The organism is Cellulomonas avistercoris (genome assembly GCF_014836445.1).
In the GTDB taxonomy this organism is placed as follows: Bacteria; Actinomycetota; Actinomycetes; order Actinomycetales; family Cellulomonadaceae; genus Cellulomonas; species Cellulomonas avistercoris.
Map to the genome: position 1 here is coordinate 1 of NZ_JACSQV010000022.1, position 25,072 is coordinate 25,072.

Here is a 25,072-nt window from a genome sequence, read left to right on the forward strand (position 1 = left end):
GAACTGGTTCTGGTTCGGCTCGGTGGCGTCCATCTTCATCTCGTTCTCGGCCGTGATCATGTTGAACTCACGGTTCAAGATCCCGGTGATCTGCGAGTTGTTCAGGTAGCTGCCGGCCATCGCGGCGCCGTAGTACCGGTTGGACTCGGCGGCGGCTGCCTGCAGCGTGCTGCCCGCGGCCGCGGCCGGCAGGGCCAGCGGCACGGCCATGCCCACGGCCATGGCCGCCACGGCGACGGCGCTGACCGCGCGCGCCCGACGGCGGCGGTGACGTGTGATCGTCATCGATCCCTCCTCAAGGGTGGTTCGCCGGGGGAAGCCGGCAGCACACCGTCCCGTCCCTCCTGGTTTAACGTCAATGCGTCGCGACGCGTTTCGGGAGGTTTCGAGGAGTTCGTAATCGTTTAGGTAGGAGTCAAGGCGGTCGCAACGGGGTGATGTATCGATAAACAGCCCCTCACGTGTGACCTGGCTCACATGTCGGCGCGCAGGTGCCGTGGGAGCGCGACCGCAGGGTCCCGAAAATATCGGGAAGGTGGGTCAGCGGGTGACGGGGGACAGGTCCAGCGACCGGCCCGCCAGGTTGCGCGGACGTGCCGCCAAGGTGCTCGCCACGGCACGCAGCGCGACGGCGGCCGGCGACGTCGGCGCCGCGAGCACGACCGGTGTGCCGCCGTCGCTCGCCTCGCGCAGCTGCACGTCCAGCGGGACCTGGCCCAGCAGCGGGACGTCGGCACCCGTGAGCCGCGTCAGGTTGTCCGCGACGCGGCGACCGCCCCCGGCGCCGAACAGCTCGAGGCGCGACCCGTCCGGCTGCTCGAGCCACGCCATGTTCTCGACGACGCCCACGACGCGCTGCCGTGTCTGCACCGCCACCGCACCGGCGCGCTCCGCGACCTCCGCGGCCGCGAGCTGCGGCGTCGTGACGACGACGATCTCCGAACCGGGCAGCAGCTGGGCGACCGAGATGGCGATGTCACCGGTCCCCGGCGGCAGGTCCAGCAGCAGCACGTCCAGGTCGCCCCAGAACACGTCGGCCAGGAACTGCTGCAGCGCCCGGTGCAGCATCGGGCCGCGCCACACCACCGGCTGGCCGGCGGGCACGAACATGCCGATCGACACGACCTTGACGTCGTGCGCCACCGGCGGCAGGAGCATGTCGTCCACCTTGGTCGGCGGACGGTCGACCCCCAGCATGCGAGGGATCGAGAACCCGTAGATGTCCGCGTCCACGACACCCACGCGCAGACCGTCGGCGGCCATCGCGACCGCGAGGTTCGCCGTCACGGTGGACTTGCCCACCCCGCCCTTGCCGGACGCCACCGCGATCACCTTCGTCAACGACCCCGGCAGGGCGAACGGGATCTGCGGCTCGGCGGACGTGCCCCGTAGCAGCGTGCGCAGGCCCGCGCGCTGCTCCGCGGACATCACGCCGAGGTCCACGCGGACACCCGCGACCCCGTCGAGCGGCGTGACCGCCGCCGTGATGTCCCGGGTCAGCGTCTCCTTCATCGGGCAGCCCGGCGTCGTCAGGTCGAGCCCGACGACCACGAACGACCCGGCGTCACGCGGCTCGATCGCCACCGAGCGCACCATCCCGAGGTCCGTGATCGGGCGGCGGATCTCGGGGTCCTGCACGGTGGTCAGCGCCGTGCGGACGGCCTCGAGCAGCGGATCGACGGGGGCGGGGGTCTCGACGGGCGGCACCCGACCATCGTAGGTCGCCGCGGCGGCGAGCCCGTGGGCCGTCCCCCCGTCGGCGCCGGATCGGCGTCAGCGCTCGACGGACCCCCGTCGGACCACGTCGGCTCCCGGCCGTCCGCCGGACGCGCCGTCCTCGTCCTCCGCCTGCTCGGCCTGCAGGTCCTCGAGCAGGTTGCGCAGCTCGGAGCGCACGAAGTCGCGGGTCGCCACCTCGGACAGCGCGATCCGCAGCGACGCCATCTCACGGGCCAGGAACTCGGTGTCGGCCAGGTTCCGCTCGGCGCGCTGGCGGTCCTGCTCGGCGGCGACCCGGTCGCGGTCCGCCTGACGGCTCTGCGCGAGCAGGATCAGCGGAGCGGCGTACGACGCCTGCAGCGAGAGCATGAGGGTGAGCGCGGTGAAGCCGTTCGCCGACTTGTCGAACCGCAGCTCGACCGGCCCCCACGCGTTCCACCCGAGCCACACGACGCAGAAGACCGTGAGCCACACGATGAACCGCGGCGTGCCGAGGAAGCGGGCGATCGACTCGGACGCGCGGCCCGAAGCGTCCGCCTCGACCTGCATGCGCGGCAGCAGCGAGCGGTTGCGGACCCGCGGCTGGTCGAGGCGGTCAGCCACGGTGCACCCCGTCGCGGCCCCGGACGACGGGGGTGGGGCGCGTCGGCGGGCCGGCGTGCACGTCGTCCGTCTCGCGCCAGTCGTCGGGCAGCAGGTGGTCCAGCACGTCGTCGACGGAGACCGCCCCGAGGAGGCGGCGCTGCTCGTCGACTACCGGCAGTGCCAGCAGGTTGTACGTCGCGAGCTGGCGGGTGACCGTCAGCAGCGGGGCGTCGACCGCGACGGGCTCGAGGTCGGTGTCGACGATCTGCCCGATCGCCTCGTGCGGCGGCTCCCGCAGCATCCGCTGCAGGTGGACGATGCCGATGTACCGGCCGGTCGGCGTCTCCAGCGGCGGGCGGGCGACGAACACGACCGACGCGAGCGCGGGGTTGAGGTCCTGGCGCCGGACGTGCGCGAGCGCCGCCGCGATCGACGTCTCGGGCCCCAGGATCACGGGCTCGGTGGTCATCAGGCCGCCCGCGGTGTTGTCGGCGTACGCCAGGAGCCGCCGCACGTCCTTGGCCTCCTCGGGCTCCATGAGCGAGAGGAGCTCCGCCGCCTGCTCCGCGGACAGCTCACCGAGCAGGTCGGCCGCGTCGTCCGGCTGCATGGCCTCCAGGACGTCCGCCGCCCGGCCACGCTCGAGGCCGCCGAGGATCTCGACCTGGTCGTCCTCGGGCAGCTCCTCCAGCACGTCGGCCAGGCGCTCGTCGTCGAGCGCGGTCGCGACCTCGAGCCGGCGGGTGACGCCCATGTCGTGCAGGACGTCGGCGAGGTCGGCGGGCTTGAGGTCCTCGTACTGGGCCAGCAGGAGCTGCGCACCCTGGGCGGCCGTGGGCCGACCGAGGCCCACGACGTCCTCCACGGCCATCAGCAGCGTCTCGCCGCGGCGCCGCAGCAGGCCGCCGCGCTGGTCCGTGCGCCGCACGAACACCTTGGTGACGAGCCAGTCGCCGTTGCGCTGCAGCTCGATCGCGACGTCCTCGACGCGCGCGCTGCCGGACCCGTCCGCCAGCTCGACCGTCCGGTCCAGGAGCTCGCCCATGACGAGCGTCTCGGACACGCGCTGCTCGAAGCGGCGCATGTTGACCAGCCCGGTCGAGATGACCTGCCCGGCGTCGACCGCCGTCACCCTCGTCAGCGGCAGGAACACCCGCCGGCGGCCCGGGACCTCGACCACGAGGCCCACCGCGCGCGGTGCGCCCTTGAGCCGGACGAGCACGACGACGTCGCGCACCTTGCCGACCTCGTCGCCGATGGGGTCGAAGACGGCGGTGCCGGCGAGGCGCGCGACGAACACCCGTGCCCCGACGCTGCTCACGCCGGTCAGCCTAGACGGCGGGCTCCCACATGGCCCGGCGCGAATCGCGGGCGGGGCGCGCCCGGCGCCCAGCCTGGCGGCACCCCGTGGTGTGCGAGAGGATCGGCTCATGTCGTTCACGCAGTCCGAGCGGATCCCCACGACCCCCACGCTGCCGACGGGGGAGACGGTGGCGACCTACGGGACCTACCTGCAGGCGCAGAAGGCCGTGGAGCTGCTCGCCACCAAGGAGTTCCCCGTGCGCGCCGTGACGATCGTCGGGACGGACCTGCGGATGGTCGAGCGCGTGCTGCGACGGCTGTCCTACCCGAGCGCCGCGCTCGGCGGGTTCCTGTCCGGTGCGTGGTTCGGCCTGTTCGTCGGGCTGATCCTCACGCTGTTCTCGTCCGGCGGCGGGGCCGGCGTCATGCTGCCCGCCGTGCTGTTCGGCGGCGCGTTCGGCCTGCTGTTCTCCGTCATCGGGTACTCGCTGACGCGCGGTCGGCGCGACTTCGCGTCGTCGAGCCAGATCGTCGCGACGTCGTACTCGGTGCTGTGCCCGGCCGAGCACGCCAACAAGGCCCGCCACCTGCTCGCGGAGACCGGCGGCGTCGTGTCCGGCTGGCCGGAGCCCGTGCGGCCCCCCGCGCCGGGATCGACCTCGACGCCGGAGTCGCCGACGGTGCCCCCGACGGCCCCGCCGACCGGACCCCCGACGATGCCGCCGCCGGCCCCTCCGGCGCAGCCGCCCGCACCCCCGACGACCTGAGCCGCGCGCGGCCGCCGGGGGACCGGCCCTGCGCGGTCAGCCCTCGCGCAGCGCGGCCATCCACGCCTCGACCGCGTCGGGGTCGCGCGGCAGCGCCGCCGACAGGTTCTCGTTGCCGTCGGCGGTGATCAGGACGTCGTCCTCGATCCGCACGCCGATGCCCCGGTACTCGGCCGGCACGAGCAGGTCGTCCGACTTGAAGTAGAGCCCGGGCTCGATCGTGAACACCATGCCGGGCTGCAGCACCCCGTCGAGGTAGAGCTCGGCACGGGCCTCGGCGCAGTCGTGCACGTCCAGGCCCAGGTGGTGCGACGTGCCGTGGACCATCCAGCGCCGGTGGTGCTGGTTGTCGGGGTCGAGCGACTCCTCGGCCGGGACGGGCAGCAGGCCCCACGCCTCGAGGCGGGCGGCGAGCACGCGCATGGCGGCGTCGTGCACGTCGCGGAACCGGGCTCCCGGCACCGCCGCGGCGAAGCCCGCGTCGGCGGCGTCGAGGACGGCCTGGTAGACGCGGCGCTGGACGTCGCTGAACACGCCGTCCACGGGCAGCGTGCGCGTCACGTCGGCCGTGTACAGGGAGTCGACCTCGACGCCCGCGTCGAGGAGCACGAGCTCGCCCGCCCGCACCTGCCCGTCGTTGTCCGTCCAGTGCAGCGTCGTCGCGTGGTCGCCCGCGGCCGCGATGGTCGTGTAGCCGACGTCGTTGCCCTCCTCGCGCGCGTGCCCCAGGAACGTGCCCTCGAGGACGCGCTCGCCACGACGGTGGGCGACCGCGCGGGGTAGCGCGCGCACGACCTTCTCGAACCCGTCGATCGTCGCGTCCACCGCCAGGCGCATCTGCTCGACCTCGTAGGCGTCCTTCAGCAGCCGCAGCTCCGAGAGGGCCTCCGCGAGGTGCGCGTCGGCCTCGCCGGACTCCTCCTGCCGGCGGATCTGCGCCACGACCTCCTCGACGGCCTCGTCGGCGCCGGGCACCACCAGCACCTGCACGCCGTCCTCGCCCACGTCCTTGGCCAGCGCGTCCCGCAGGTCCTGGACGTGCGCGGTCGCGATCCCCGTCGTCGTGGCGATCTCGTCGAGCGTGGGCCGCGCGCCGACCCAGAACTCGCCGTACCGGGCGTCGGAGAAGAACTCCGGGGTGTCGCGGCCCGCGAGCGGGTTCATGTACAGCACGGCGTGGTGCGCGCTGCCGTCGTCACCCGTGCCGTCCGGGACCGGGTGCAGCACGAGGACCGCGTCGGGCTCCTGCTCCGTGCCGAGCCCCGTGAGGTGCGCGAACGCGGCGTGGGGGCGGAACCGGAAGTCGGTGTCGTTCGAGCGCACCTTGAAGGAGCCGGCGGGCACGACCAGCCGCGCGCCGGGGAACTGCGCGGACAGGGCGCTGCGCCGCTCGGCCGCCCGGTCCGCCACGGGCGCCCGCACGGCCGTCGAGGCGGGGCGCTCGGCCCAGCCGGAGGTCACGAACTCCACGAACCGGCGCGACTGGGGACGTCGTGACCGGTTGGTGCCGCGCTCGTCCAGCGGCTGCTCGTCACCCTCGGCCACGGCCGGGGTGACGGTCTCGGGGGTGAGGTTCTCGGGTCGCTCGTCGGTGCTCACCGCTCCAGTATGGTGCCGCCCGCGCACCGTGTGCCGGGGCCCTGCTCACGAGCGGATAGCGTGGGTGGGTGCGCATCGACCTCCACACGCACTCGCGTGCGTCGGACGGCACGCAGACCCCGGCCGAGCTCGTCACGGCCGCGCGCGACGCCGGCCTCGACGTCGTCGCCCTGACCGACCACGACACCACGGTCGGGTGGGACGAGGCGGCGGCGACCGCGCGCGAGGTCGGCATCGCGCTCGTGCGCGGCACCGAGGTCTCGGCCCGCGCCCGCGGCGTCAGCGTCCACCTGCTGAGCTACCTGCAGGACCCCGCGCGGCCCGAGCTCGCGGACGAGCTCGAGCGCGCCCGCGAGTCGCGCGTGCACCGCGCGCGGCACATCGTCGAGCGGCTCGCGCGTGACGTGCCCATCACCTGGCAGGACGTGCTCGAACAGGCGCGCGACGCCGTGGTCGTCGGACGCCCGCACATCGCCGACGCGCTCGTCGCGCGCGGCGTGGTCCCGGACCGGGACGCCGCCTTCGCCCACCTGCTCGCGTCCGACGGCCCGTACCACGTCGACCACTACGCGCCCGAGGCGCCCCTGGCGGTCGCGGCGATCCGCGCGTCGGGCGGTGTCCCCGTCTTCGCGCACCCGGCGGCCGACGCGCGCGGCAGGATCGTCCCGGACCGCGTCTTCGACGAGCTCGCGGAGGCGGGCCTGGCCGGCCTCGAGGTGTTCCACCGGGACCACTCGCCGGCGCAGCGCGAGCGCCTGCTGGCCATCGCCGACCGCCTCGACCTGCTGGTCACCGGGTCGAGCGACTACCACGGCACCGGCAAGCTCAACGTCCTGGGGGAGAACCTGACCGCCCCGCACGTGCTCGACGAGATCGTCCGCCAGGGGACGACGGAGGTGGTGGGGCCGTGAACGGCGTGCTCGACGTCCAGCTGTTCCTCTCGGTGTTCGTGACGCTGTTCGTCATCATGGACCCGCCGGGGACGGTGCCGCTGTTCCTCGCGCTCACCGGGTCGATGACCCGCCAGCAGCGGGCGCGCGCAGCCCGGCAGGCGATCCTCGTCGCCTTCGGCGTGATCGTCGGCTTCGCGCTCTTCGGCCAGTCGCTGCTCAACTACCTGCACGTGTCGGTCCAGGCCCTTCAGGGTGCGGGGGGCCTGCTGCTCCTGCTCGTGGCGATGGAGCTGCTCACCGGCAAGATGGACAGCAACGAGGGCTACGAGGGCACGCAGGGCAACGTCGCGCTCGTGCCGCTCGGCACGCCGCTGCTCGCGGGCCCCGGAGCGATCGTCGCGACGATGGTCTACGTCCAGCAGTCCACCGAGCCGTCCGACTGGGTGGCGCTCGCGCTCGGCATCCTGCTCGTGCACGTGTGCCTGTGGCTGTCCATGAGGTTCGCCGGCGCGATCCACCGCGTGCTCAAGGACTCCGGGACGATGCTGGTCAGCCGCATCGCGGGCCTGCTGCTCGCCGCGATCGCGGTGCAGCTCCTCGCCGACGCCGTGCTGGCGTTCGCGCGCCAGATCTGACGGCGGGAGCCGGCCGCCCGCGCCTGCGGGCCGGTGCGTCCCCGTGACGGCGTGACGTGCCCGGGCGCACGACCGCCCCCGTGCCGGTGGCACGGGGGCGGTGCGGTGCTGCGTGGAGCGGGCGTCAGGCGTCCGAACCGGCGTCCGCCGGTGCGCCGGCCGCACCGTCGCGCGAGCGGCGACGGCGGCGACGGCGCGGTGCGCCCGCGGACTCGCCGTCCGCGGGGGCGGAGGCGCCACCGTCCGGCGCTGCCTCGCGAGCGGGTCGCTCGGCGCGGGGCTCGCTGCTCCGGTCGGGAGCCTGCGCGGGGGCCTGGTCGGTGCGCGCGGCGCCGTCGCCACCCGTGCGGCCACGGCCGCCACGACGACGGCGGCGGCCCTCGCCCGTGCGCTCGCCCGCGTCACCCTCGCGCGGTGCGGCGTCGGCGTCGGCTGCGGCACGCGGCGCTCCGGCGGTGGCAGCCGCGCCGCGGGAGGCCGTCCGGCCACCGTCGCGTGCGCCGTCCCGGCCTGCGTCGCGTCCGCCGTCACGACGTCCCGCGGGGCGCTCGTCGGCGCGCGGGGGGCGCGCACCGCCGCCACGCTTGCCGGTCTCGCCGAGGTCCTCGAGCACCTCGGCACCCAGGCCGGCGCGGGTCTGCTGCGACTTCGGCAGGCGACCCTTGGTGCCCTCGGGGATGTCGAGGTCCGTGTAGACGTGCGGGGACGACGAGTAGGTCTCGACCGGGGCGGGGATGCCCAGCCCGAGCGCCTTGTCGATGAGGCCCCAGCGCGGCAGGTCGTCCCAGTCGACGAACGTCACCGCGGTGCCCTTGTTCCCCGCGCGCCCGGTGCGGCCCGTGCGGTGCAGGTACGTCTTCTCGTCCTCGGGGCACTGGTAGTTGATCACGTGCGTGACGTCCTCGACGTCGATGCCGCGGGCGGCGACGTCGGTGGCCACGAGCACGTCGACCTTGCCGTGCCGGAAGGCGCGCAGCGCCTGCTCCCGGGCGCCCTGCCCCAGGTCGCCGTGGATCGCGCCGGCGGCGAAGCCGCGCTCGACGAGGTCGTCCGCGACCTTGGCGGCCGTGCGCTTGGTCCGCGCGAAGACGATGGTCAGGCCACGGCCCCGTGCCTGCAGGATGCGGGCGAGCAGCTCGACCTTGTCGAGCGCGTGCGCGCGGTACGCGACCTGCTTGATGTTCTTGACCGTCTGGCCCTCGTCGTCCGGCGCCGACGCGCGGATGTGCGTGGGCTGCGACATGTACCGACGTGCCATCGCGACGACGGCGCCCGGCATGGTCGCCGAGAACAGCATCGTGTGACGGTTGGCCGGGGTCGCCGCGAGCAGCTTCTCCACGTCGGGGAGGAACCCGAGGTCGAGCATCTCGTCGGCCTCGTCGAGCACGACCTCGGTCGCGTGGTTGAGGCGCAGGTGACGCTGGTTGAGCAGGTCGATCATGCGGCCCGGGGTGCCCACGACGACGTCGGCGCCCCGCTTGAGCGCCTCGACCTGGGGCTCGTACGCGCGCCCGCCGTAGACCTGCACGATGCGCACCTTGCGGCCGGTCGACGCCATGGCGAGGTCGCCCGCGACCTGCACGGCGAGCTCACGCGTCGGCACGACCACGAGCGCCTGCGGCTCACCGGGCGCGGCGAGCTGCTCGTAGCCCGGCTCGCCCGGCGCGATGACGCGGTGCAGCAGCGGGACGCCGAAGCCGAGCGTCTTGCCGGTGCCCGTCTTGGCCTGGCCGATGATGTCGTGGCCCGACAGCGCGACCGGCAGGGTCATCGCCTGGATCGGGAACGGCTGCGTGATCCCGGCGGCGGCGAGCGCCGCCACGATCTCGGGCCGGACGTCGAAGTCCGCGAACGAGGCGTCGACCGCCTGCACGGACGTGGCGCGGCGCGAGCCGGTCGGCGACTCGGTCGGGACCGCGTCGGCCGCGGTGCGGAAGTCGGGGACGGCGGGGTCGACGGCGGCGTCGGTGCGCGGCTGCTGGTCGACTGTCTGGTCGGTGGTCACGTGTGCGGCTCTTCACTGCCAGGGTGGCGGCTCACGGTGCAGCCGGGGGCCGGCGGCGCGGCGTGCGCTCGTCCGCCCCGGGCGACAGCGGGCTGCGCCACGCGGGTTGGCCGGCAGCCGATCGTAGAAGTCGCCCCGCGCGGCGCACCCTGCCGGCGCGTCCGCGGGCGTCGAGCCCTGCAGGCGTCAGGCCGGTGCGCATCGTGCGGGGAGGGTCGCGGCACGGAGCCGGACCGGGAAACCGAGACGAACGGGCAACCGATGTACGGGATGTACCACACCAGTCTATCCGACGCGGGTGCCGCACCCCAGGTCGGGGGCGCCGGTCGGCGCGCCCCCCGGCGCTACGATCGCCCGATGACGACCAGCGCAGGCAACGCCCGACCCCTGCGTCCCGAGCAGGAGGGCGCCGACGACCGGTCCGCGAACCGTGCCGGCAAGGACGTCGAGGCCCTGCGCGGGCTCGAGGTCGCCGACGCCGTCGAGGTCCTCGGCCTCGTCGCGAGCCTCGAGCACCAGGCCTTCGCGCGCCTCGCGGACGACAGCCGACAGGCGCCCCGGCTCGAGCAGTCGCTGGCGCTCAGCCGCCTGGCCGCGCGCTGCACCGAGCGGCGCGACCGCGTGCTCGCGCGCATCGAGGAGCTGGGCGGGGACGCCGTGGCGGCGCTCGGCAGGTTCGACGGCGTGCTCACGGACTTCGACACGCGTACGCCCTCCAGCACATGGGCGGAGCGGCTGCTCAAGGCCTACGTCGGGTACGGCGTGGCGGACGACTTCTGCCGGCTCGTGGCCCGGGGCCTCGACGAGGAGTCGGCGCGGCTGGTGGCGGACGTCCTCGACGACGTGTCGCGCAGCGAGCTCGCCGTGCGCGAGCTCGACCAGGCGTGCGCGGCCGACGACGTGCTGTCGTCGCGGCTCGCGCTGTGGGGCCGGCGCCTGGTCGGTGAGGCGCTGGGCGTCGTGCAGCGGGTCGCGCAGCGTCCCGAGGTCGCGCGCGTGCTCGACCGTGCGGGTGCCGCCGAGGGTGCGTCCGGCGCGCCGGCGTCGGGTGCCCGCGCGTCGCAGACGCCCGCCACGGTCTTCAACGAGCTGACCGCCGAGCACACGCGCCGCATGTCGCGGCTGCGTCTGACGGCCTGACCTACTGACGGCCTGACGACCGCGGGGCCCGGGACGAGGGCCGGACGCGCCCGACGCCCGGCACGAGCCGGGCGTCGGGACGAGGTCACACCTGGCCGAAGCCCACGCGCCCCTTGATCTCGGCGCCGATCTCGACGAAGCCGAGGACGGCGGCGGGCACGATGACGCGACGTCCGCGGACGTCGGTCAGGTCGAGCGTCGCGGCCTTGCCGTCGAGCACCGCCTGCACGGCCGCGACGATCTCGTCCGCCGACTGGTCGGACTCGAGCGTCAGCTCGCGCGAGTGGTGCTGCACGCCGATCGTGATCTCCACGGGCACTCCTCATCGGACGGGACCCGACGCACCGCGTCGGGCTGGTCGTCCCCGATCCTAGGCGTCCCCGTACGGGTAGTCGGGCCGCACGAGGCCGGCGAGGCCCCGCCACTGCAGGTCGGTCACCAGCTCGACCACACGCTCGATGCCCTGGCCGCCGCCGTGCCGCAGCCAGTACGTCGCGGCACCCTGCGCCGTGGCGACGAGCGCGGCGGCCAGCACGTCGGCGTCGGCGCGGTCGCGTCCCGTGACCCCGCCGAGCACCTCGGCGATGCGCCGGGTCACCTCGCCCGCCGCGTGCTCGACCCGGCCGCGTACCTGCGTGTCGCGCGTGACGTCGGACTCGAACAGGAGCGTCGAGGACTCGCCCGCGACCTGCACGAAGGCGAGGTACGCCTCGACCACGGCCGCGACGACCCTGCGGCCCTCGCCGCGCGCGACCGGGCCCGCCTCGAGCGGTGCCACGGCGCGCTCGACGGCCGCGAGGAGGTCCGCCCCCTGCTCGTCGACGACGGCGAGGTAGAGGTCGAGCTTGGACGGGAAGTGCCGGTACAGCACGGGCTTGCTGACCTCGGCGCGCTCGGCGATGTCGTCCATCGAGACGTGGTGGAACCCCTCGGTGGCGAACAGGTCGAGCGCGATCGTCAGGAGCTGCGACCTGCGCTCGGCGCGCGCCATCCGCTGCCCACGGGCACGGCTGCCGGAGGCGTCCTGGGCGTCGGTCATCCGCCGATCGTAGCGACGGTGTGTTGCGGGCAGGCGTCGCGTCCGCGACCTCCGGGGCGCGGCGCCCGCTCCCGCGCGTGCCGGCCGGGGATGTCGGTGGCACGTGATGTGATCGGGCCCGTGACGACGGCACCGACGACCAGGCTCGTGGCGGCACCCCTCGTCGAGCGCGCGGCGCTCGGTGCGGCGGCCCGGCCCGTGCTGGACGACCGGCAGCGTGAGGTCGTCGAGCGCGTCGCCGCCGGCACCGACCGCGCGCTGCTCGTCACCGGGGCCCCCGGGACGGGCCGCACGACCGTCGCCCTCGAGGCCGCGGCCGCCGCGGTGGCCGCGGGGCTCGCGCCCGACGACGTGCTGGTGCTGGCCGCGAGCCGCCGGGCGGCGGCCGACCTGCGCGACCGCCTCGCGGTGCGGCTGGGACGCACGGCGGGTCGGCCGCTCGTGCAGACGGCCGCCGCGGTCGCCTTCGCGGTGCTGCGCGCACGTGCGGGCGCCCTCGGCGAGCCGACGCCGGTGCTGGTGTCGGGGCCGGAGCAGGACCTCGCGCTGGCCGAGCTGTTGGCCGGGCACGCCTCGGGCGAGGTGCCGGGGCCCGTGTGGCCGCCCGGCGTGCCGGAGGCGGCGCTGGGGACGCGCGCGTTCCGCGACGAGCTGCGCGACCTGCTGATGCGGGCGGCCGAGCGCGGCCTGGCGCCGACCGACCTGGCGGCGCTCGGGCGGCGCGAGCAGCGTCCCGCGTGGATCGCGGCCGCGCGCGTGTACGAGGAGTACTTGGACGTGATGGCGCTCGCGACGGCCACGCCCGACGCGGGCGAGCGCCTCGACCCCGCGGTCGTGGTGGACGCGGCCGTCGCCGCGCTGCGCGGCTGGGACGACGAGGTCCCGGGGGTGCCGTGCCCGCGGCGTCGGCTGGTCGTCGTCGACGACCACCAGGAGAGCACCGCGGCCACCGCGCGGCTCCTGCGGGCCTTCGCCGACGGTGGCGCGCGGCTCCTGCTGCTGGGGGACCCCGACGTGGCGGTCCAGACCTTCCGCGGCGCGCAGCCGTCGCTCGTCGCGCGGGCGACCGCGGCCGGTCCCGGCGAGCACGCGGCCGAGCACGTGGTGCTGCGCACGGTGTGGCGGCAGAGCGCGCCGCTGCGGGACGTCACCGCGCGGATCACCGAGCGCGTCGCCGCGTCCGGCACCGTCGCGCACCGGCGGGCGGTCGTCCCGCAGGACCGTGCGCAGGGGCCGGCGCCCCGCGTCGCGGTGCTGCCCAGCGCCGCGCAGGAGGCCGCCTGGGTCGCGCACCGCCTGCGGCGCGCGCACCTGCAGGGCGGTGTCCCGTGGGACGAGATGGCCGTGCTCGCGCGCTCCGGGGGCCGCGTGACGGCGGTCCGGCGTGCGCTCGCGCAGGCCGGGGTCCCCGTCCGTGTCGTCGGGAGCGACGTGCCGCTGCGCGACGAGCCGGCCGTGCGGCCGCTGCTCGACGCGGTGCGCGTCGCGCTGCAGCCCGACGAGCTGGATGCCGAGGTCGCGGCCCGGCTCGCGTGCTCGGCCCTGGGTGGCCTGGACGCCGTGGGCCTGCGCCGGGTGCGCCGTGCGCTGCGCGCGGAGGAGCTCGCGGGCGGCGGGGGACGGTCGAGCGACGTGCTCCTCGTCGAGGCGCTCGCGGCGCCCGACCGTGCCGCGACGCTCGAGCCGCACGTGGGTCGGCCGGTGCAGCGTCTGGCGCAGCTGCTGCAGGCGGGGCGCGACGCGGCGGTGCAGCCCGGGGCGGACGTGCAGGCCGTCCTGTGGGCGGTGTGGGACCGCGCGGGGCTCGCCGAGCCGTGGCGGCGTGCCGCCCTCGCCGGCGGCTCCGGCGGCGAGCGTGCGGACCGTGACCTCGACGCGGTCCTGGCGCTGTTCCGTGCGGCGGAGACCTTCGTCGAGCGCATGCCGCAGGCGACGCCGCGCGCGTTCGTCGACTGGGTGATGGCGCAGGACCTGCCCGCCGACTCGCTGGCAGCGGCGTCGCGCGCGGCCGGCGTCAGCGTGCTCACCCCGGCCGGTGCCGCGGGCGGGTCGTGGGAGGTCGTCGCGGTGGTCGGCGTCCAGGAGGGCGTGTGGCCCGACCTGCGGCTGCGCGACTCGCTGCTCGGGGCCCAGACGTTGGTCGACGTCCTGGCAGGTCGCGCGACGGCCGGCGGCCCGGGTGAGGAGCACGCGCGGGCCGCGCGCGGTGCCGTGCTGGCCGACGAGCTGCGCACCTTCGCGCTGGCGTGCTCGCGTGCGCGCACGCACCTGATGGTGACGGCCGTGGACGACCAGGACGCGACACCGTCGCCCTTCCTCGACCTCGTGCAGCCCGGCTCCGACGACGAGGGCCCCGACCCCCGGCGGACCAGCGCACCGGCACCGCTCGACCTGCGTGGGCTCGTCGCCCGGCTGCGGGCCGCGCTCGAGCGCGCGGCGGCGCAGGGCGAGACGGACACGGCCGCCGCGCGGACGCTCGCGCGTCTCGCGGCCCACGGCGTCCCCGGCGCGGACCCCGCGTCCTGGTTCGGCCTGCCGGAGCCGTCGAGCGACGAGCCGCTGTGGCCCGCCGACGCGAAGGTCCCGGTGTCGCCCTCGCGCCTGGAGACGGCGCAGCGGTGCGCGCTGCGGTGGGCGCTCGAGGCGGCGGGCGGCACTCCCGCGTCGTCCGCCCAGCAGTCCCTCGGCACGCTCGTGCACGCCATCGCGCAGGAGCACCCGACGGCCGACCTGCCGACCCTGCGCGCCGAGCTCGACCGTCGCTGGCACGAGCTCGGGCTGGGGGAGGGCTGGCCGTCGGTCGCGGCGCGGCGCAAGGCCGACGCCATGGTCGAGCGGTTGGCCGCCTACCTGCGCCACGCCGGCGAGCCGGTGCTCGTGGAGGCGCCCTTCACGCTCGAGACCGACCGTGCCGTCGTGCGGGGGTCGGTCGACCGCGTCGAGCGCGCGGTCGTGGAGGGCGAGGGCGCGCCCGGCGCCGTGGAGGTCGTCGACCTCAAGACCGGCACGCGCGTGCCCACCCTGGCGCAGGCCGCCGAGCACGCCCAGCTCGGCGCGTACCAGCTGGCGGTCGACGCGGGCGCCGTCCCGGGGCTCGAGCCCGGGGCGCACAGCGTCGCCGCGCGGCTCGTCCACCTCGCGCAGGGCTCCGGCGGACCCACGCAGCGCCGGCAGGACGCGCTGGGTGCGGAGGGCTCGGGGCCGAGCTGGGCGCGCGTGCTCGTCGACGACGTCGCCGACCGCATGGCGGCCTCGAGCTTCGAGGCGCGCGCGAACGACCTGTGCGACCGCTGCCCCGTGCGCCGCGCGTGCCCGCTGCGCGGCGAGGGCGGGCAGGTGGTCGCATGAGCACCGACGTCGTCCCCGCCGTCGCGGGTCTGTCGGCCCTGCGGATCGCGCAGCTGGTCGGCCAGCACCCGCCGACGGAGGAGCAGCGGGCCGTGATCGAGGCTCCGCTGCGCCCGTCGCTCGTCGTCGCGGGCGCCGGGTCGGGCAAGACCGAGACGATGGCGGCGCGGGTCGTGTGGCTCGTCGCCAACGGCCTGGTCGCCCCGGACCAGGTGCTGGGCCTGACGTTCACGCGCAAGGCCGCCGGCGAGCTGTCCGAGAGGGTGCGCCGCCGGCTGCGCGGGCTGGTGCGCGCGGCCGCGGCGGAGGGCGTCGCGCTGCCGACGGGTGCGGACGTCGTCGACGAGCTGGCGCGTCCGCACGTGTCGACGTACCACGCGTACGCCGCGTCGCTCGTGACCGACCACGCCCTGCGCCTGGGTGTCGAGCCCGGTGCCCGGCTGCTGGGCGAGGCCGCGCAGTGGCAGCTCGCGTCGCAGGTCGTCGAGTCGTGGTCCGGCGACCTCGACACGTCGGCCGCGACGTCCACGGTCGTCGACGCCGTGCTCGCGCTCTCCGGCGCCCTCGACGAGCACCTGCTGGACCCCGCGAGCGCCCGCGAGGGCATCGAGTCGCTCGTCGCGAGCCTCGAGGAGACGCCCCCCGGCACGCCGCCGCGCGCGCCGTACGCCAAGGTCCGCGAGCTGGTCGCCTCCCTCGGGGAGCGCTCGCGCGTGCTGGACCTCGTCGCCGACTACCGCGCGCGCAAGCGCGCCGCCGACAGCCTCGACTTCGGGGACCAGGTGGCGCTCGCGGCCCGCATCGCGCGCGACGTCCCCGAGGTGGGCGCCGGTGAGCGCGACCGGTTCCGCGTCGTGCTGCTCGACGAGTACCAGGACACGTCCTACGCGCAGCTGGTCCTGCTCCAGGCGCTGTTCACGGCAGGTCACCCCGTGACCGCGGTCGGTGACCCGCACCAGTCGATCTACGGCTGGCGCGGTGCGAGCCCGGGCGGCCTGGCACGGTTCCCCGCGGCGTTCCCCGTCGTGGAGGACGCACCGGACGGCCGCGAGCGGCGTCGTCCCGCCGACGTCGTCCCGCTGTCGACCTCGTGGCGCAACGACGTCGCGGTCCTGGACGCCGCCAACGCCGTGGCCGCGCCGCTGCGCACGGGCGGCGCACGCGTCGACGTGCCGCGCCTGGCACCACGGCCCGGAGCCGGGGACGGCACCGTCCAGGCGCTCGTGGCGGCCACCGTCGAGGACGAGGCGGAGGCCGTCGCGGCCTGGGTCGCGCAGCGGTGGCGCCCCGCGCTGCACCCGTCGGGACGGCGCACGGCGGCCGTGCTGTGCCGCAAGCGCTCGCAGTTCGAGCCGCTGCGCCGCGCCCTGCGGGCCGCCGGCCTGCCGGTCGAGGTCGTCGGGCTGGGCGGTCTGCTCGCCACGCCCGAGGTCGTGGACCTGGTCGCGGTGCTGCAGGCGGCGTACGACCCGACGCGCGGCGACGCCGTGGTCCGGCTGCTGACGGGCGCCCGGACGCGGCTCGGCGCGGCCGACCTGCACGCGCTGGGGGAGTGGGCGCGGCTCGGCGCCCGCCCGGCGGGCGGGCGTGCTCCCGGGGGCGAGGGCGTCGAGGCCGACGTCGTCGACGAGCGCAGCCTCGTCGACGCGCTGGACGACCCGCCGCCCCCGGGGTGGCGCAGCCCTGCCGGACGCGTGGTGACCCCGGAGGGTCGACGCCGGCTCACGGACCTGGCCACGGTGCTGCGCGCCGTGCGCGCGCAGCAGGGGCTGTCGCTGCCCGAGCTCGTCGGCGAGGCCGAGCGGCTGTTCGGGCTGGACATCGAGGTGCAGGCGCGCGCCGACGTCTCGCCGGGCCGTGCGCGCGCCCACCTCGACGCGTTCGCCGACGTCGCCGCCGAGTTCGCGCGCGGCGCCGACCGTCCCACGCTGGGTGCGTTCCTCGCGTGGCTCGAGGCCGCCGACGCGCGCGAGGACGGGCTCGAGCTGCCGGTCACCGAGCCCGACCCGGACGCCGTCCAGGTCACGACGGTGCACGCGGCGAAGGGGCTGGAGTGGGACGCGGTCGCGGTCGCGGGCATGGTCGACGGCGGGCTGCCGGCGACGGCGATGCTGGGCAAGGACGGGCCCAAGGACTCCGCGTGGCTCACGGGCCTGGGCGTGCTGCCGTACCCGTTGCGCGGTGACGCGGACGACCTGCCCCGGCTCGAGTGCGCGGGCGCCGAGTCGCCCAAGGAGCTCGCGGAGCGCCTCGACAGGTTCCGCCTCGACGCGGGCGACCACGAGGTGGCCGAGGAGCGCAGGCTCGCGTACGTCGCGCTGACGCGGGCGCGCGAGGCGCTGCTGCTGTCGGCCGCGTACTGGGGTGAGCCGAAGGCACCGCGACGGTTGTCGCCGTTCCTCACCGAGCTCGTCGACGCGGGCCTCGTCGAGGTGGTGGCGCGTGCCGAGGAGCCCGAGGCGGGCACCCCGAACCCGCGCGGCGCGTCGACGCCGACGGCCGTGTGGCCGGCGGACCCGTTCGCGCGTGACGGCGCCGCACCGCGTCGGGCGGCGGTCACGGCCGCGGCCGAGGCCGTGCGTGCCGCGCTGGCCGACCTCCCTGAGGGTGCCGGGTCGCCGACGGCCACCGACGGGGCGCCGGCCTTCGACGCCGGGGCGACGCTCGGTGCGGACCCGAGCCCCGGCCCGGGCACGGCCGGTGCCTCGGACGTCGCGACCGCGTCACGGCAGGGCGAGGACTGGGACGTGCTCGCGGACCGGCTGCTGGCCGAGCAGGCCGCGCGTCGTCGCGGTGACGCGCGCGTCGCGCTGCCGGCCCACCTGTCGGCGTCGTCGCTCGTGCGCCTCGACGCCCAGCCCGAGCAGTTCGCGCTCGGGCTGCGACGCCCCGTGCCTCGCGAGCCGTCCCCCCAGGCTCGGCGCGGCACGGCGTTCCACGCGTGGGTGGAGGCCTGGTACGGGCAGGCCACGCTCGTGGACGTCGACGACCTGCCCGGCGCCGACGACGACGTCCTGCCGGACGACCCGGGCCAGGCGGAGCTGCGCGCCGCCTTCCTGCGCACCCCGTGGGCGCACCGCTCGCCCGTGGCGGTGGAGGTCGACGTCGAGACGACGATCGGCGGGTACGTCCTGCGCTCCCGCATCGACGCCGTCTTCGCCGACCCCGACCGGCCGGACGTGCCGGGAGCCGTCGTGGTGGTCGACTGGAAGACGGGCTCGCCGCCGCGGAGCACGGCGGACCGGGCGTCGCGCGACCTCCAGCTCGCCGTCTACCGCATCGCGTGGGCACGCCTGACCGGGACGGACCCGGAGCTGGTGCGCGCCGCGTTCTGCTACGTGGGGGCCGGTCTCACCGTGGTCCCGGAGGAGCTGCCGGGGGAGGCGGAGGTGGCGCGCCTGCTCGCCGACGCCGCGCCCGCCGCGGCGAGCGTGGGCCCGGGCGCCGGCACCGTGCCGGCCGGCCGGGCACCGGAGCAGCGCGGCGCGCGGCGCGGCCGCCCCGCGGGACCGACCACCTCCCGGCGCCGCAGGAGCGGGTGAGCGGCTGCAGGGAACGGGTGAGCGAGCGGTCCGCCCTACGAGAACTGGCCCGCGGCCTCGTCCACCAGCGTGTGCTCCTCGAGGTCGCGGAGCATCTGCACCGCGTCGTCGACGACGTCCTGGCGCTGGGCCCGCACGCCGTGCAGCAGCCACCGCGCGAGCGCCAGCTCACCGGCGAGCAGGGCGCGGTCGGCCAGGTGCGGGTCGGTCAGCTCGGTGCGGCGCAGCAGGTAGGCCTCGAGGATGGCGTCGACGGCGTCCTGCGGTGCCGCGACCAGCAGCCACGACAGGTCGTCGGCGGGGTCGGCGACCATGGTCGAGCCCCAGTCGAGCACGCCGGCCACGGCGCCGTCGGCCACGAGCAGGTGGTTGCTCGACAGGTCACCGTGCACGACGGTCGGCCGGAAGCGCCACATCGCGACGTCCTCCAGCAGCTCCTCCCAGCGGCGCAGCAGCGACGGCGGGACCAGGCCCGTGCGTGCGGCCTCGTCGACCTCCGCCTGCCGGCGCTCCCGGTACCCCGCGGCGTCGTAGACCGGTAGGCCGACGTTCTCGACGACCGACGTCGGCAGCTCGTGGATCGCGGCGACGGCGCGCCCGACGGTCGCGGCGAGGCCGGGTCCGGGCCGGAGCGTCTCCAGCTGCAGGGCACGACCGGGCAGCTCGCGGTGCACGCTCGCCCGCCCGCCCTCCGGCAGGTGCGCGAAGCCGACGGGACGCGGGACCGCGAACGGCAGCCGGCCGTCGTCGACCAGCGTGCCGAGCGCGTCGAGCAGGGCGACCTCGGCCTCGAGCGCGGCCCCCGCGGCCGGGTGCTGCGGAGCCCGCACGACCCAGCGCTGACGCACGGAGTCGACCACCACGGCCACGTCGAAGTCCGCCCCCGGGTGCGCGGGTCGCCGCACGTCGTACGCGTCGAGACCCGGGACGGCGACGGTCGCAAGAGCGGCGAGTGCGAGCGGCGAACGGTTCACGACCGCAAGCGTAGGTCCCAGCGATCGCCGCACGGCCACGACGCGCGGTGTGTCGGCGTCCGGTTCGTCCTGCGGTGGCCGGGTGGTGACGGGGGCCGGCCCGGCGCGTGCGACCGCACGGCCGGTCGTCGCGGTGGGCCGCGTAGCGTGGCGGGCGTGACCCACCACGTCCTGTCCGGCCTCCCGCTCGCGCGCTCGACGGTGCCTCGCGCGGCGCACCTGCGCGAGGTCCCGCACGTCGTCGCCGACGCGCTGGCCGACCCGCGCACGCGCGTCCTGGCGGTCCGCGACGGGGGGCTGCTGCTCGCCGACGAGGGCCGCGTCCGCTGGCTCGACCCCGCGTCGGCGGGTGCGCTGGTCGCCGCGGCCGACCCCGACGCCGTCACTCCGGGTCCCACGTCGGACGCCTGGCTGCTGCTGGGCGAGGAGGACGACGGCACGCGCGTCCTCGCGCTGCGCCTGCCGGACCAGCACCCGCTGACGACGGGCGGCGAGCCGGCGGACGTCCTGGTCCACCTGCCCGACGGCCCGGCGGGGCCCGGTGGCTGGGCGTCGCTGCGCACCGTCGGTGCGTCGCTCGACGCGCACGACGCGGGGCTGGCCACCGCGGCGGTCGCGCTGGACGCGTGGCACGACCGCCACCCGCGCTGCCCCCGCTGCGGCGCCCCGACCCGCGCCGCGCAGGCCGGGTGGTCGCGCGTCTGCGACGTCGACGGCTCCGAGCACTACCCGCGCACCGACCCCGCGGTCATCATGGCCGTCGTCGACGACGCGGACCGGCTCCTGCTGGGGCACGCGGCCGCGTGGCCGGCGGGCCGCTGGTCGACCCTCGCCGGCTTCGTGGAGGCGGGGGAGCCCGCGGAGCAGGCGGTGCGGCGCGAGGTGCTCGAGGAGACGGGCGTCGTCGTCGGTGACGTCGAGTACGTGGGCAGCCAGCCGTGGCCGTTCCCCGCCTCGCTGATGCTCGGGTTCCGGGCGCGCGCGACGAGCACGCACGTCGAGGTCGACGGCGTCGAGATGGCGGACGCCCGGTGGTTCACGCGCGACGAGCTGACGGCCGCGGTCGAGTCCGGCGAGGTGCTGCTGCCTGGCGGCGCGTCGATCGCGCGTGCGCTCGTCGAGCAGTGGTGGGGCCGCCCCCCCAGGCAGCAGCACCTCGCCGGACTCGACCGCGGCCGTCAGACCCCGAGGCGCTCGCGCACCTGCGCCAGGGACGGGTTGGTCGCGGCGGACCCGTCGGGGAAGACGATCGTCGGCACGGTCTGGTTGCCACCGTTGACGGTCTCGACGAACTGCGCGGCCTCCGGCTGCTGCTCGATGTCGACGACGTCGTAGGGGATGCCGACCGAGTCGAGCTGCTTGCGCAGCCGGTGGCAGTACCCGCACCACGTCGTGGAGTACATCGTCACGCTGCCGGGGGCGGGTGTGGGGGTCGTCATGGTTCCTCGCAGGTGCTGGCGGTGTTCCTTCCACAGATCCTCGCACGCGCTGTCGGTGGGGGCTGGGAGACTGTCCCCGATGTCCGCCGACTCCCTCCTGGACGCGCTCGACCCCGAGCAGCGCGCCGTCGCCACCGCCCTGACGGGTCCCGTCTGCGTGCTCGCAGGTGCGGGCACCGGCAAGACCCGCGCGATCACCCACCGGATCGCCTACGGCGTGCGCACCGGGGTCTACCGCCCGGCGTCGGTCCTGGCGGTGACGTTCACCGCGCGCGCCGCCGGCGAGATGCGGGTCCGGCTGCGTGACCTCGGTGCGTCCGGCGTGCAGGCGCGCACGTTCCACGCCGCCGCGCTGCGCCAGCTCGGGCACTTCTGGCCCCGCGTCGTCGGCGGCGCCCCGCCGCGGCTGGCCGAGCAGAAGGCGACGCTCGTCGCGGAGGCCGGTCGCCGGGTGGGCGTCGCGGTCGACCGCGTCACGGTGCGCGACCTCGCGGCCGAGATCGAGTGGTCGAAGGTGTCGCTCGTCACGGCGGAGGACTACGAGCGCGCGGCCGCGGCGGTGCGGCGCCCGGCGCCGGCGGGTCAGGACGCGCAGGCGGTGGCCCGGCTCATGACGGCGTACGAGGACGTCAAGACCGAGCGGGGCGTCATCGACTTCGAGGACGTGCTCCTGCTGCTCGCCGCCATGCTGGCGCAGCGCGGCGAGGTCGCGGACGAGGTGCGCGCGCAGTACCGGCACTTCGTGGTCGACGAGTACCAGGACGTCAGCCCGCTGCAGCAGTACCTGCTGGACCAGTGGCTCGGGGGACGGCACGACGTGTGCGTCGTGGGTGACCCCAGCCAGACGATCTACTCGTTCGCCGGCGCGTCGCCCCACCACCTGCTGACGTTCGCCTCGAAGCACCCGGGTGCGCAGGTCGTGCGCCTGGTGCGGGACTACCGCTCGACGCCGCAGGTCGTGTCGCTGGCGAACCGCGTGCTGACGGCCACGCGGCGGCCCGGCGACCCCGTGCCGCTGCACCTGGTCGCGCAGCAGCCCGACGGCCCCCAGGTGCGGTTCACCGCGTACGACGACGACGACGCCGAGGCGGCGGGCATCGCTGCGCGCGCCGCGCGGCTCGTCGCGGCCGGCGTCCCGGCGAGCGAGATCGCCGTCCTGTACCGCACCAACGTGCAGTCGGAGGCGTTCGAGCAGGCGCTGGCCGCCGCCGGCGTCGGGTACCAGGTCCGCGGCGGCACACGCTTCTTCGCGCGCCGCGACGTGCGCGACGCGCTCGTGCTGCTCCGCGGCGGTGCCCGGTCCGCCGACCCGGACGTCCCCCTCGGTCAGACCGTGCGCGACATCCTCACCTCCGTCGGATGGGCGCCGCAGCCCCCGTCCGCCCGTGGTGCGGCGCGCGAGCGGTGGGACGCGATGCAGGCGCTCGTCGGGCTCGCCGACGACATGGTCGAGCTGCGCGCGCAGGCGACGCTCCCCGACCTCGTGGCCGAGCTCGACGACCGTGCGTCGGCCCAGCACGCCCCGACGGTCGACGGCGTGACGCTCGCGTCGCTGCACGCCGCGAAGGGCCTGGAGTGGGACGCGGTCTTCCTCGCGGGCCTGTCCGACGGGCTCCTCCCGATCTCGCTCGCGCAGACCGAGGCCGCCGTGTCCGAGGAGCGGCGCCTGCTGTACGTCGGCGTGACGCGTGCGCGCCGCCACCTGGAGCTGTCGTACGCCGCGGCGCGCACGCCGGGGTCGCGTGCCTCGCGCGCGCGGTCGCGTTTCCTCGCGGGTCTGTGGCCCGGCGAGGACGCGCGGCGCGGTGCGGGGGGACGTGCCTCGGCGGCCGCGGACCCGGCGGTCCTCGACAGGTTGCGGCAGTGGCGCGCGCAGGTCGCCGACGAGCGCGGCGTCCCGGCGTTCCGCGTGCTGCCGGACGTGGCCCTCGAGGCGGTCGCGGCGGCGATGCCGACGCAGCCGGCCGACCTGCGGTACGTGCAGGGGCTGGGCCAGACGCGCCTGCGCGAGTACGGGGACGACCTGCTGCGCGTGGTCGCCGACGAGCCCGTCGGACGGCCCGACAGCGGCGTCGGGGCGAAGTTCCGTTAATTGCTTGTGACGTCGTGACGGGCCGCCCTAGGGTGGTCACGTCCTTGTTCGCGGGGTGCTGCCGAAGAGGCGGGACCCGACCTGGAGAGGAGGTGCTGAAGCGTGGAGATCAACACGATCGTGAAGTCGTCGTGGCGTCATGAGTACACGCGCGCCCTCGCGCCCACTGCCGGCACCTTCCAGGGGATCGCTGTGCCCATGTCCGGGCGCACGCGTCGTCCTCGCCCCGTGACGTTCGGCACCGATCTCGGTCACAGGACTCCGTAGCACCAGCCTCAGCACGTAGGCAGGCCGCGGAGTCCGAACTCGGATCCGCGGCCTCTCTCGTTTCTCCGGTCTCCACCGGGGGCAGAGCGGGCCCGATCCGGCACCCACAGCTCACCCTCGCAAGGACACCAGGAGGACATCGTGCGGCTCACGACGCTGCTCGACAACGTGAACCAGGGCGGATCCGGCCCCTGGCCCACCAGCAGCACCGCGACGACGAACGAGAAGTTCGACCGGATGGTCGCGGATCTCATCCCGTGCCGGTCCTACGACGCCGAGCTGTGGTTCGCGGAGCGCCAGGCCGACGTGGAGCAGGCGAAGGCCCTGTGCCGCGAGTGCCCGATCATCGAGGGCTGCCTCGCGGGCGCCGTCGAGCGCGCCGAGCCCTGGGGCGTGTGGGGCGGGCAGGTCTTCGTCGGTGGCGTGATCGTGGCCACCAAGCGTGGCCGTGGTCGGCCCCGGAAGGACGCGAGCGCCGCCTGACCCAGGGTCGACGCCGGGCCGTGCGAGGTCACCCCTCGCGCGGCCCGGCATCCGTCGTCCGCGGCGGCACGCGGCAGCCGCACGCGGGGTGCACCGCCCAGCGTCGCTCGCGGCCGACGAGGTCCGGCAGGGTCAGCTCGACGGTCGCGCCGCACAGCGACGGCGTCGTCCCGGCGAGCAGCGCGAGCACCTGCGCCGCGGCCAGTGCCGCGCACGCCCCGGCCAGCACGCCGACCTCGCCCGGCGGCGCCGCGTGCGGCCCTGCGCCGCGCGTCAGCGCTCCGAGCACCGTGGGCCACGCGCGGTCGACGTCCGTACGGTGCAGGTCGAGGCACCGCAGGCACGGGTCGGTCCCGGGACGCACGAACGGCCCGACCAGCGCGTCGGCCGTGCGCACGACGACCGACAGGTGCGGCAGGTCCTCGCCCATGAGCCGCACCGCGCGCACGGGGTCGGCGGCCTCGTGCTCCACGACGACGACGACCTCCGGGGCGCCGTCCGCGTCGGTGCGCACGCCCGGCGCGGACTCGCGCAGCACGCGGCGTGCCGCCACGGCCCGGGGCGTCCCGACGTCCGCCCACCGGTGCGTCCCGGCGGCGACGTCGGGGGAGCGCACGGGGTCGTCGTCGTCGAGCAGGAGGGTGCCCACACCGGCGACAGCCAGCTGGCGGGCCACCCCCAGCCCGGTCGGGCCGAGGCCGACGACGCCGACCACGGCGCCCGCGCGAGCCCCGACGACGCCGTCACCGGCGGCGTCGGGCAGCAGGAGCGACCACGCCGCGGCGTCGGCCGCGGCCGGCCCGTGGACGACGGTCGTGGTGTCGGGCCGCGGGCGGGTGAGCCCGGCGCGGCGCAGCTCCTCGACGGTCGCCGCGACCGTCGCGCCGTCGAGCCCCGCGGCGCGGGCTCGGTCCGGCAGCCGCGTGAGGTCCGTCGTGTCGTCGACCTGCGACCACAGCAGGACCTCGGCCGGCGCGAGCCCCGCGAGGCGCACCGCCCAGCGCGGGTCGGTGCCGACCTGCACCTCGTCCTCGGAGCGTGGCAGGGCGCGCAGCCCGGGTCGCAGCAGCACGTCGTCGCGGGTCGGCCGGCTCATCGCGACACGATGGCACCGCGCGGCGCGACGCGTCGGGCGTCGTCCACAGGTCGCGTCCGCGCGGTCACGCGCGCCAGGGGCACGGACGCGACGAGGGCACCGTCGCGTGCGACGGTGCCCGCGTGGGGCGGTCGTGGGGGGGGGGGG

General features: G+C 76.2%; 19 protein-coding genes and 1 pseudogene. 9 read left to right on the forward strand and 11 right to left on the reverse strand.

What is annotated here, in order from left to right; genetic code table 11:
* The 4 genes from H9657_RS18045 to H9657_RS18060 form a co-directional block, all read right to left on the reverse strand.
* Window positions 1-285: endo-1,4-beta-xylanase (locus H9657_RS18045; protein ID WP_191784827.1), on the reverse strand; the 285-nt coding region annotated here is incomplete at its 3' end.
* Window positions 286-540: 255 nt separating this feature from the next.
* Window positions 541-1,707 carry an Mrp/NBP35 family ATP-binding protein gene (locus tag H9657_RS18050; RefSeq protein ID WP_191784828.1) on the reverse strand — a complete coding sequence of 389 codons (1,167 nt, stop codon included), beginning with the start codon at window positions 1,705-1,707 and terminating at the stop codon, window positions 541-543.
* A gap of 66 nt (window positions 1,708-1,773) precedes the next feature.
* Window positions 1,774-2,322: a DUF1003 domain-containing protein gene (locus H9657_RS18055; protein WP_191784829.1), complete on the reverse strand. Its 549-nt coding sequence runs from the start codon at window positions 2,320-2,322 to the stop codon at window positions 1,774-1,776.
* Window positions 2,315-3,625: a magnesium transporter MgtE N-terminal domain-containing protein gene (locus tag H9657_RS18060; RefSeq protein WP_191784830.1), complete on the reverse strand. Its 1,311-nt coding sequence runs from the start codon at window positions 3,623-3,625 to the stop codon at window positions 2,315-2,317. The genes H9657_RS18055 and H9657_RS18060 overlap by 8 nt, the downstream gene beginning before the upstream one ends.
* Before the next feature lie 109 nt (window positions 3,626-3,734).
* Between H9657_RS18060 and H9657_RS18065 the strand changes: the two genes are divergently transcribed.
* Complete coding sequence (locus tag H9657_RS18065) at window positions 3,735-4,373, forward strand: general stress protein (RefSeq protein WP_225215626.1); 639 nt, start codon at window positions 3,735-3,737, stop codon at window positions 4,371-4,373.
* A gap of 36 nt (window positions 4,374-4,409) precedes the next feature.
* On the opposite strand, the gene H9657_RS18070 is transcribed toward H9657_RS18065, so the two are convergent.
* Window positions 4,410-5,972, reverse strand: a complete 1,563-nt coding sequence (locus H9657_RS18070) for an aminopeptidase P family protein (protein ID WP_191784831.1) — start codon at window positions 5,970-5,972, stop codon at window positions 4,410-4,412.
* Between the two features lie 68 nt (window positions 5,973-6,040).
* On the opposite strand from H9657_RS18070, the gene H9657_RS18075 reads away from it, so the two are divergent.
* Complete coding sequence (locus H9657_RS18075; protein ID WP_191784832.1) at window positions 6,041-6,883, forward strand: PHP domain-containing protein; 843 nt, start codon at window positions 6,041-6,043, stop codon at window positions 6,881-6,883.
* Window positions 6,880-7,500 (forward strand): MarC family protein, encoded by a 621-nt coding sequence (locus H9657_RS18080; protein WP_191784833.1) that lies wholly within the window; start codon window positions 6,880-6,882, stop codon window positions 7,498-7,500. The genes H9657_RS18075 and H9657_RS18080 overlap by 4 nt, the downstream gene beginning before the upstream one ends.
* A gap of 124 nt (window positions 7,501-7,624) precedes the next feature.
* Here H9657_RS18080 and H9657_RS18085 read toward each other — a convergent pair whose 3' ends face one another.
* A complete protein-coding gene (locus H9657_RS18085; protein ID WP_191784834.1) occupies window positions 7,625-9,505 on the reverse strand; it encodes a DEAD/DEAH box helicase in 1,881 nt (626 codons plus the stop codon).
* Between the two features lie 357 nt (window positions 9,506-9,862).
* On the opposite strand from H9657_RS18085, the gene H9657_RS18090 reads away from it, so the two are divergent.
* Window positions 9,863-10,645 carry a ferritin-like fold-containing protein gene (locus H9657_RS18090; RefSeq protein WP_191784835.1) on the forward strand — a complete coding sequence of 261 codons (783 nt, stop codon included), beginning with the start codon at window positions 9,863-9,865 and terminating at the stop codon, window positions 10,643-10,645.
* 85 nt (window positions 10,646-10,730) lie between these two features.
* Here the strand turns inward: H9657_RS18090 and H9657_RS18095 are convergent, their stop codons facing one another.
* Together H9657_RS18095 and H9657_RS18100 are read right to left on the reverse strand one after the other, a co-directional pair.
* A complete protein-coding gene (locus H9657_RS18095; RefSeq protein ID WP_191784836.1) occupies window positions 10,731-10,958 on the reverse strand; it encodes a DUF3107 domain-containing protein in 228 nt (75 codons plus the stop codon).
* A 57-nt stretch (window positions 10,959-11,015) separates the two neighbouring features.
* Window positions 11,016-11,684, reverse strand: a complete 669-nt coding sequence (locus H9657_RS18100) for a TetR/AcrR family transcriptional regulator (protein ID WP_191784837.1) — start codon at window positions 11,682-11,684, stop codon at window positions 11,016-11,018.
* A 120-nt stretch (window positions 11,685-11,804) separates the two neighbouring features.
* Here H9657_RS18100 and H9657_RS18105 point away from each other — a divergent pair, with 120 nt between their 5' ends.
* Both H9657_RS18105 and H9657_RS18110 read left to right on the forward strand, forming a co-directional pair.
* Window positions 11,805-15,032: an ATP-dependent helicase gene (locus tag H9657_RS18105; protein WP_318241590.1), complete on the forward strand. Its 3,228-nt coding sequence runs from the start codon at window positions 11,805-11,807 to the stop codon at window positions 15,030-15,032.
* Window positions 15,029-18,574, forward strand: a complete 3,546-nt coding sequence (locus H9657_RS18110) for an ATP-dependent helicase (RefSeq protein ID WP_191784839.1) — start codon at window positions 15,029-15,031, stop codon at window positions 18,572-18,574. The genes H9657_RS18105 and H9657_RS18110 overlap by 4 nt, the downstream gene beginning before the upstream one ends.
* 35 nt (window positions 18,575-18,609) lie before the next feature.
* On the opposite strand, the gene H9657_RS18115 is transcribed toward H9657_RS18110, so the two are convergent.
* Complete coding sequence (locus H9657_RS18115; RefSeq protein ID WP_191784840.1) at window positions 18,610-19,548, reverse strand: phosphotransferase; 939 nt, start codon at window positions 19,546-19,548, stop codon at window positions 18,610-18,612.
* A gap of 201 nt (window positions 19,549-19,749) precedes the next feature.
* On the opposite strand from H9657_RS18115, the pseudogene nudC reads away from it, so the two are divergent.
* Window positions 19,750-20,667, forward strand: a pseudogene (gene nudC / locus H9657_RS18120) (NAD(+) diphosphatase); the annotation flags it as partial.
* Window positions 20,668-20,726: 59 nt separating this feature from the next.
* Here nudC and H9657_RS18125 read toward each other — a convergent pair.
* Entirely contained in the window at window positions 20,727-20,987 is a 261-nt protein-coding gene (locus tag H9657_RS18125) for a mycoredoxin (protein WP_191784841.1), read from the reverse strand.
* Between the two features lie 79 nt (window positions 20,988-21,066).
* Here H9657_RS18125 and H9657_RS18130 point away from each other — a divergent pair, with 79 nt between their 5' ends.
* Both H9657_RS18130 and H9657_RS18135 read left to right on the forward strand, forming a co-directional pair.
* Window positions 21,067-23,079 carry an ATP-dependent helicase gene (locus H9657_RS18130; RefSeq protein WP_191784842.1) on the forward strand — a complete coding sequence of 671 codons (2,013 nt, stop codon included), beginning with the start codon at window positions 21,067-21,069 and terminating at the stop codon, window positions 23,077-23,079.
* Window positions 23,080-23,487: 408 nt separating this feature from the next.
* Window positions 23,488-23,829, forward strand: a complete 342-nt coding sequence (locus H9657_RS18135) for a WhiB family transcriptional regulator (protein WP_318241591.1) — start codon at window positions 23,488-23,490, stop codon at window positions 23,827-23,829.
* Between the two features lie 28 nt (window positions 23,830-23,857).
* Here the strand turns inward: H9657_RS18135 and H9657_RS18140 are convergent, their stop codons facing one another.
* Window positions 23,858-24,925, reverse strand: coding sequence for a ThiF family adenylyltransferase (locus H9657_RS18140; RefSeq protein ID WP_191784843.1), 1,068 nt, complete (start codon window positions 24,923-24,925; stop codon window positions 23,858-23,860).
* Window positions 24,926-25,072: the final 147 nt, after the last annotated feature.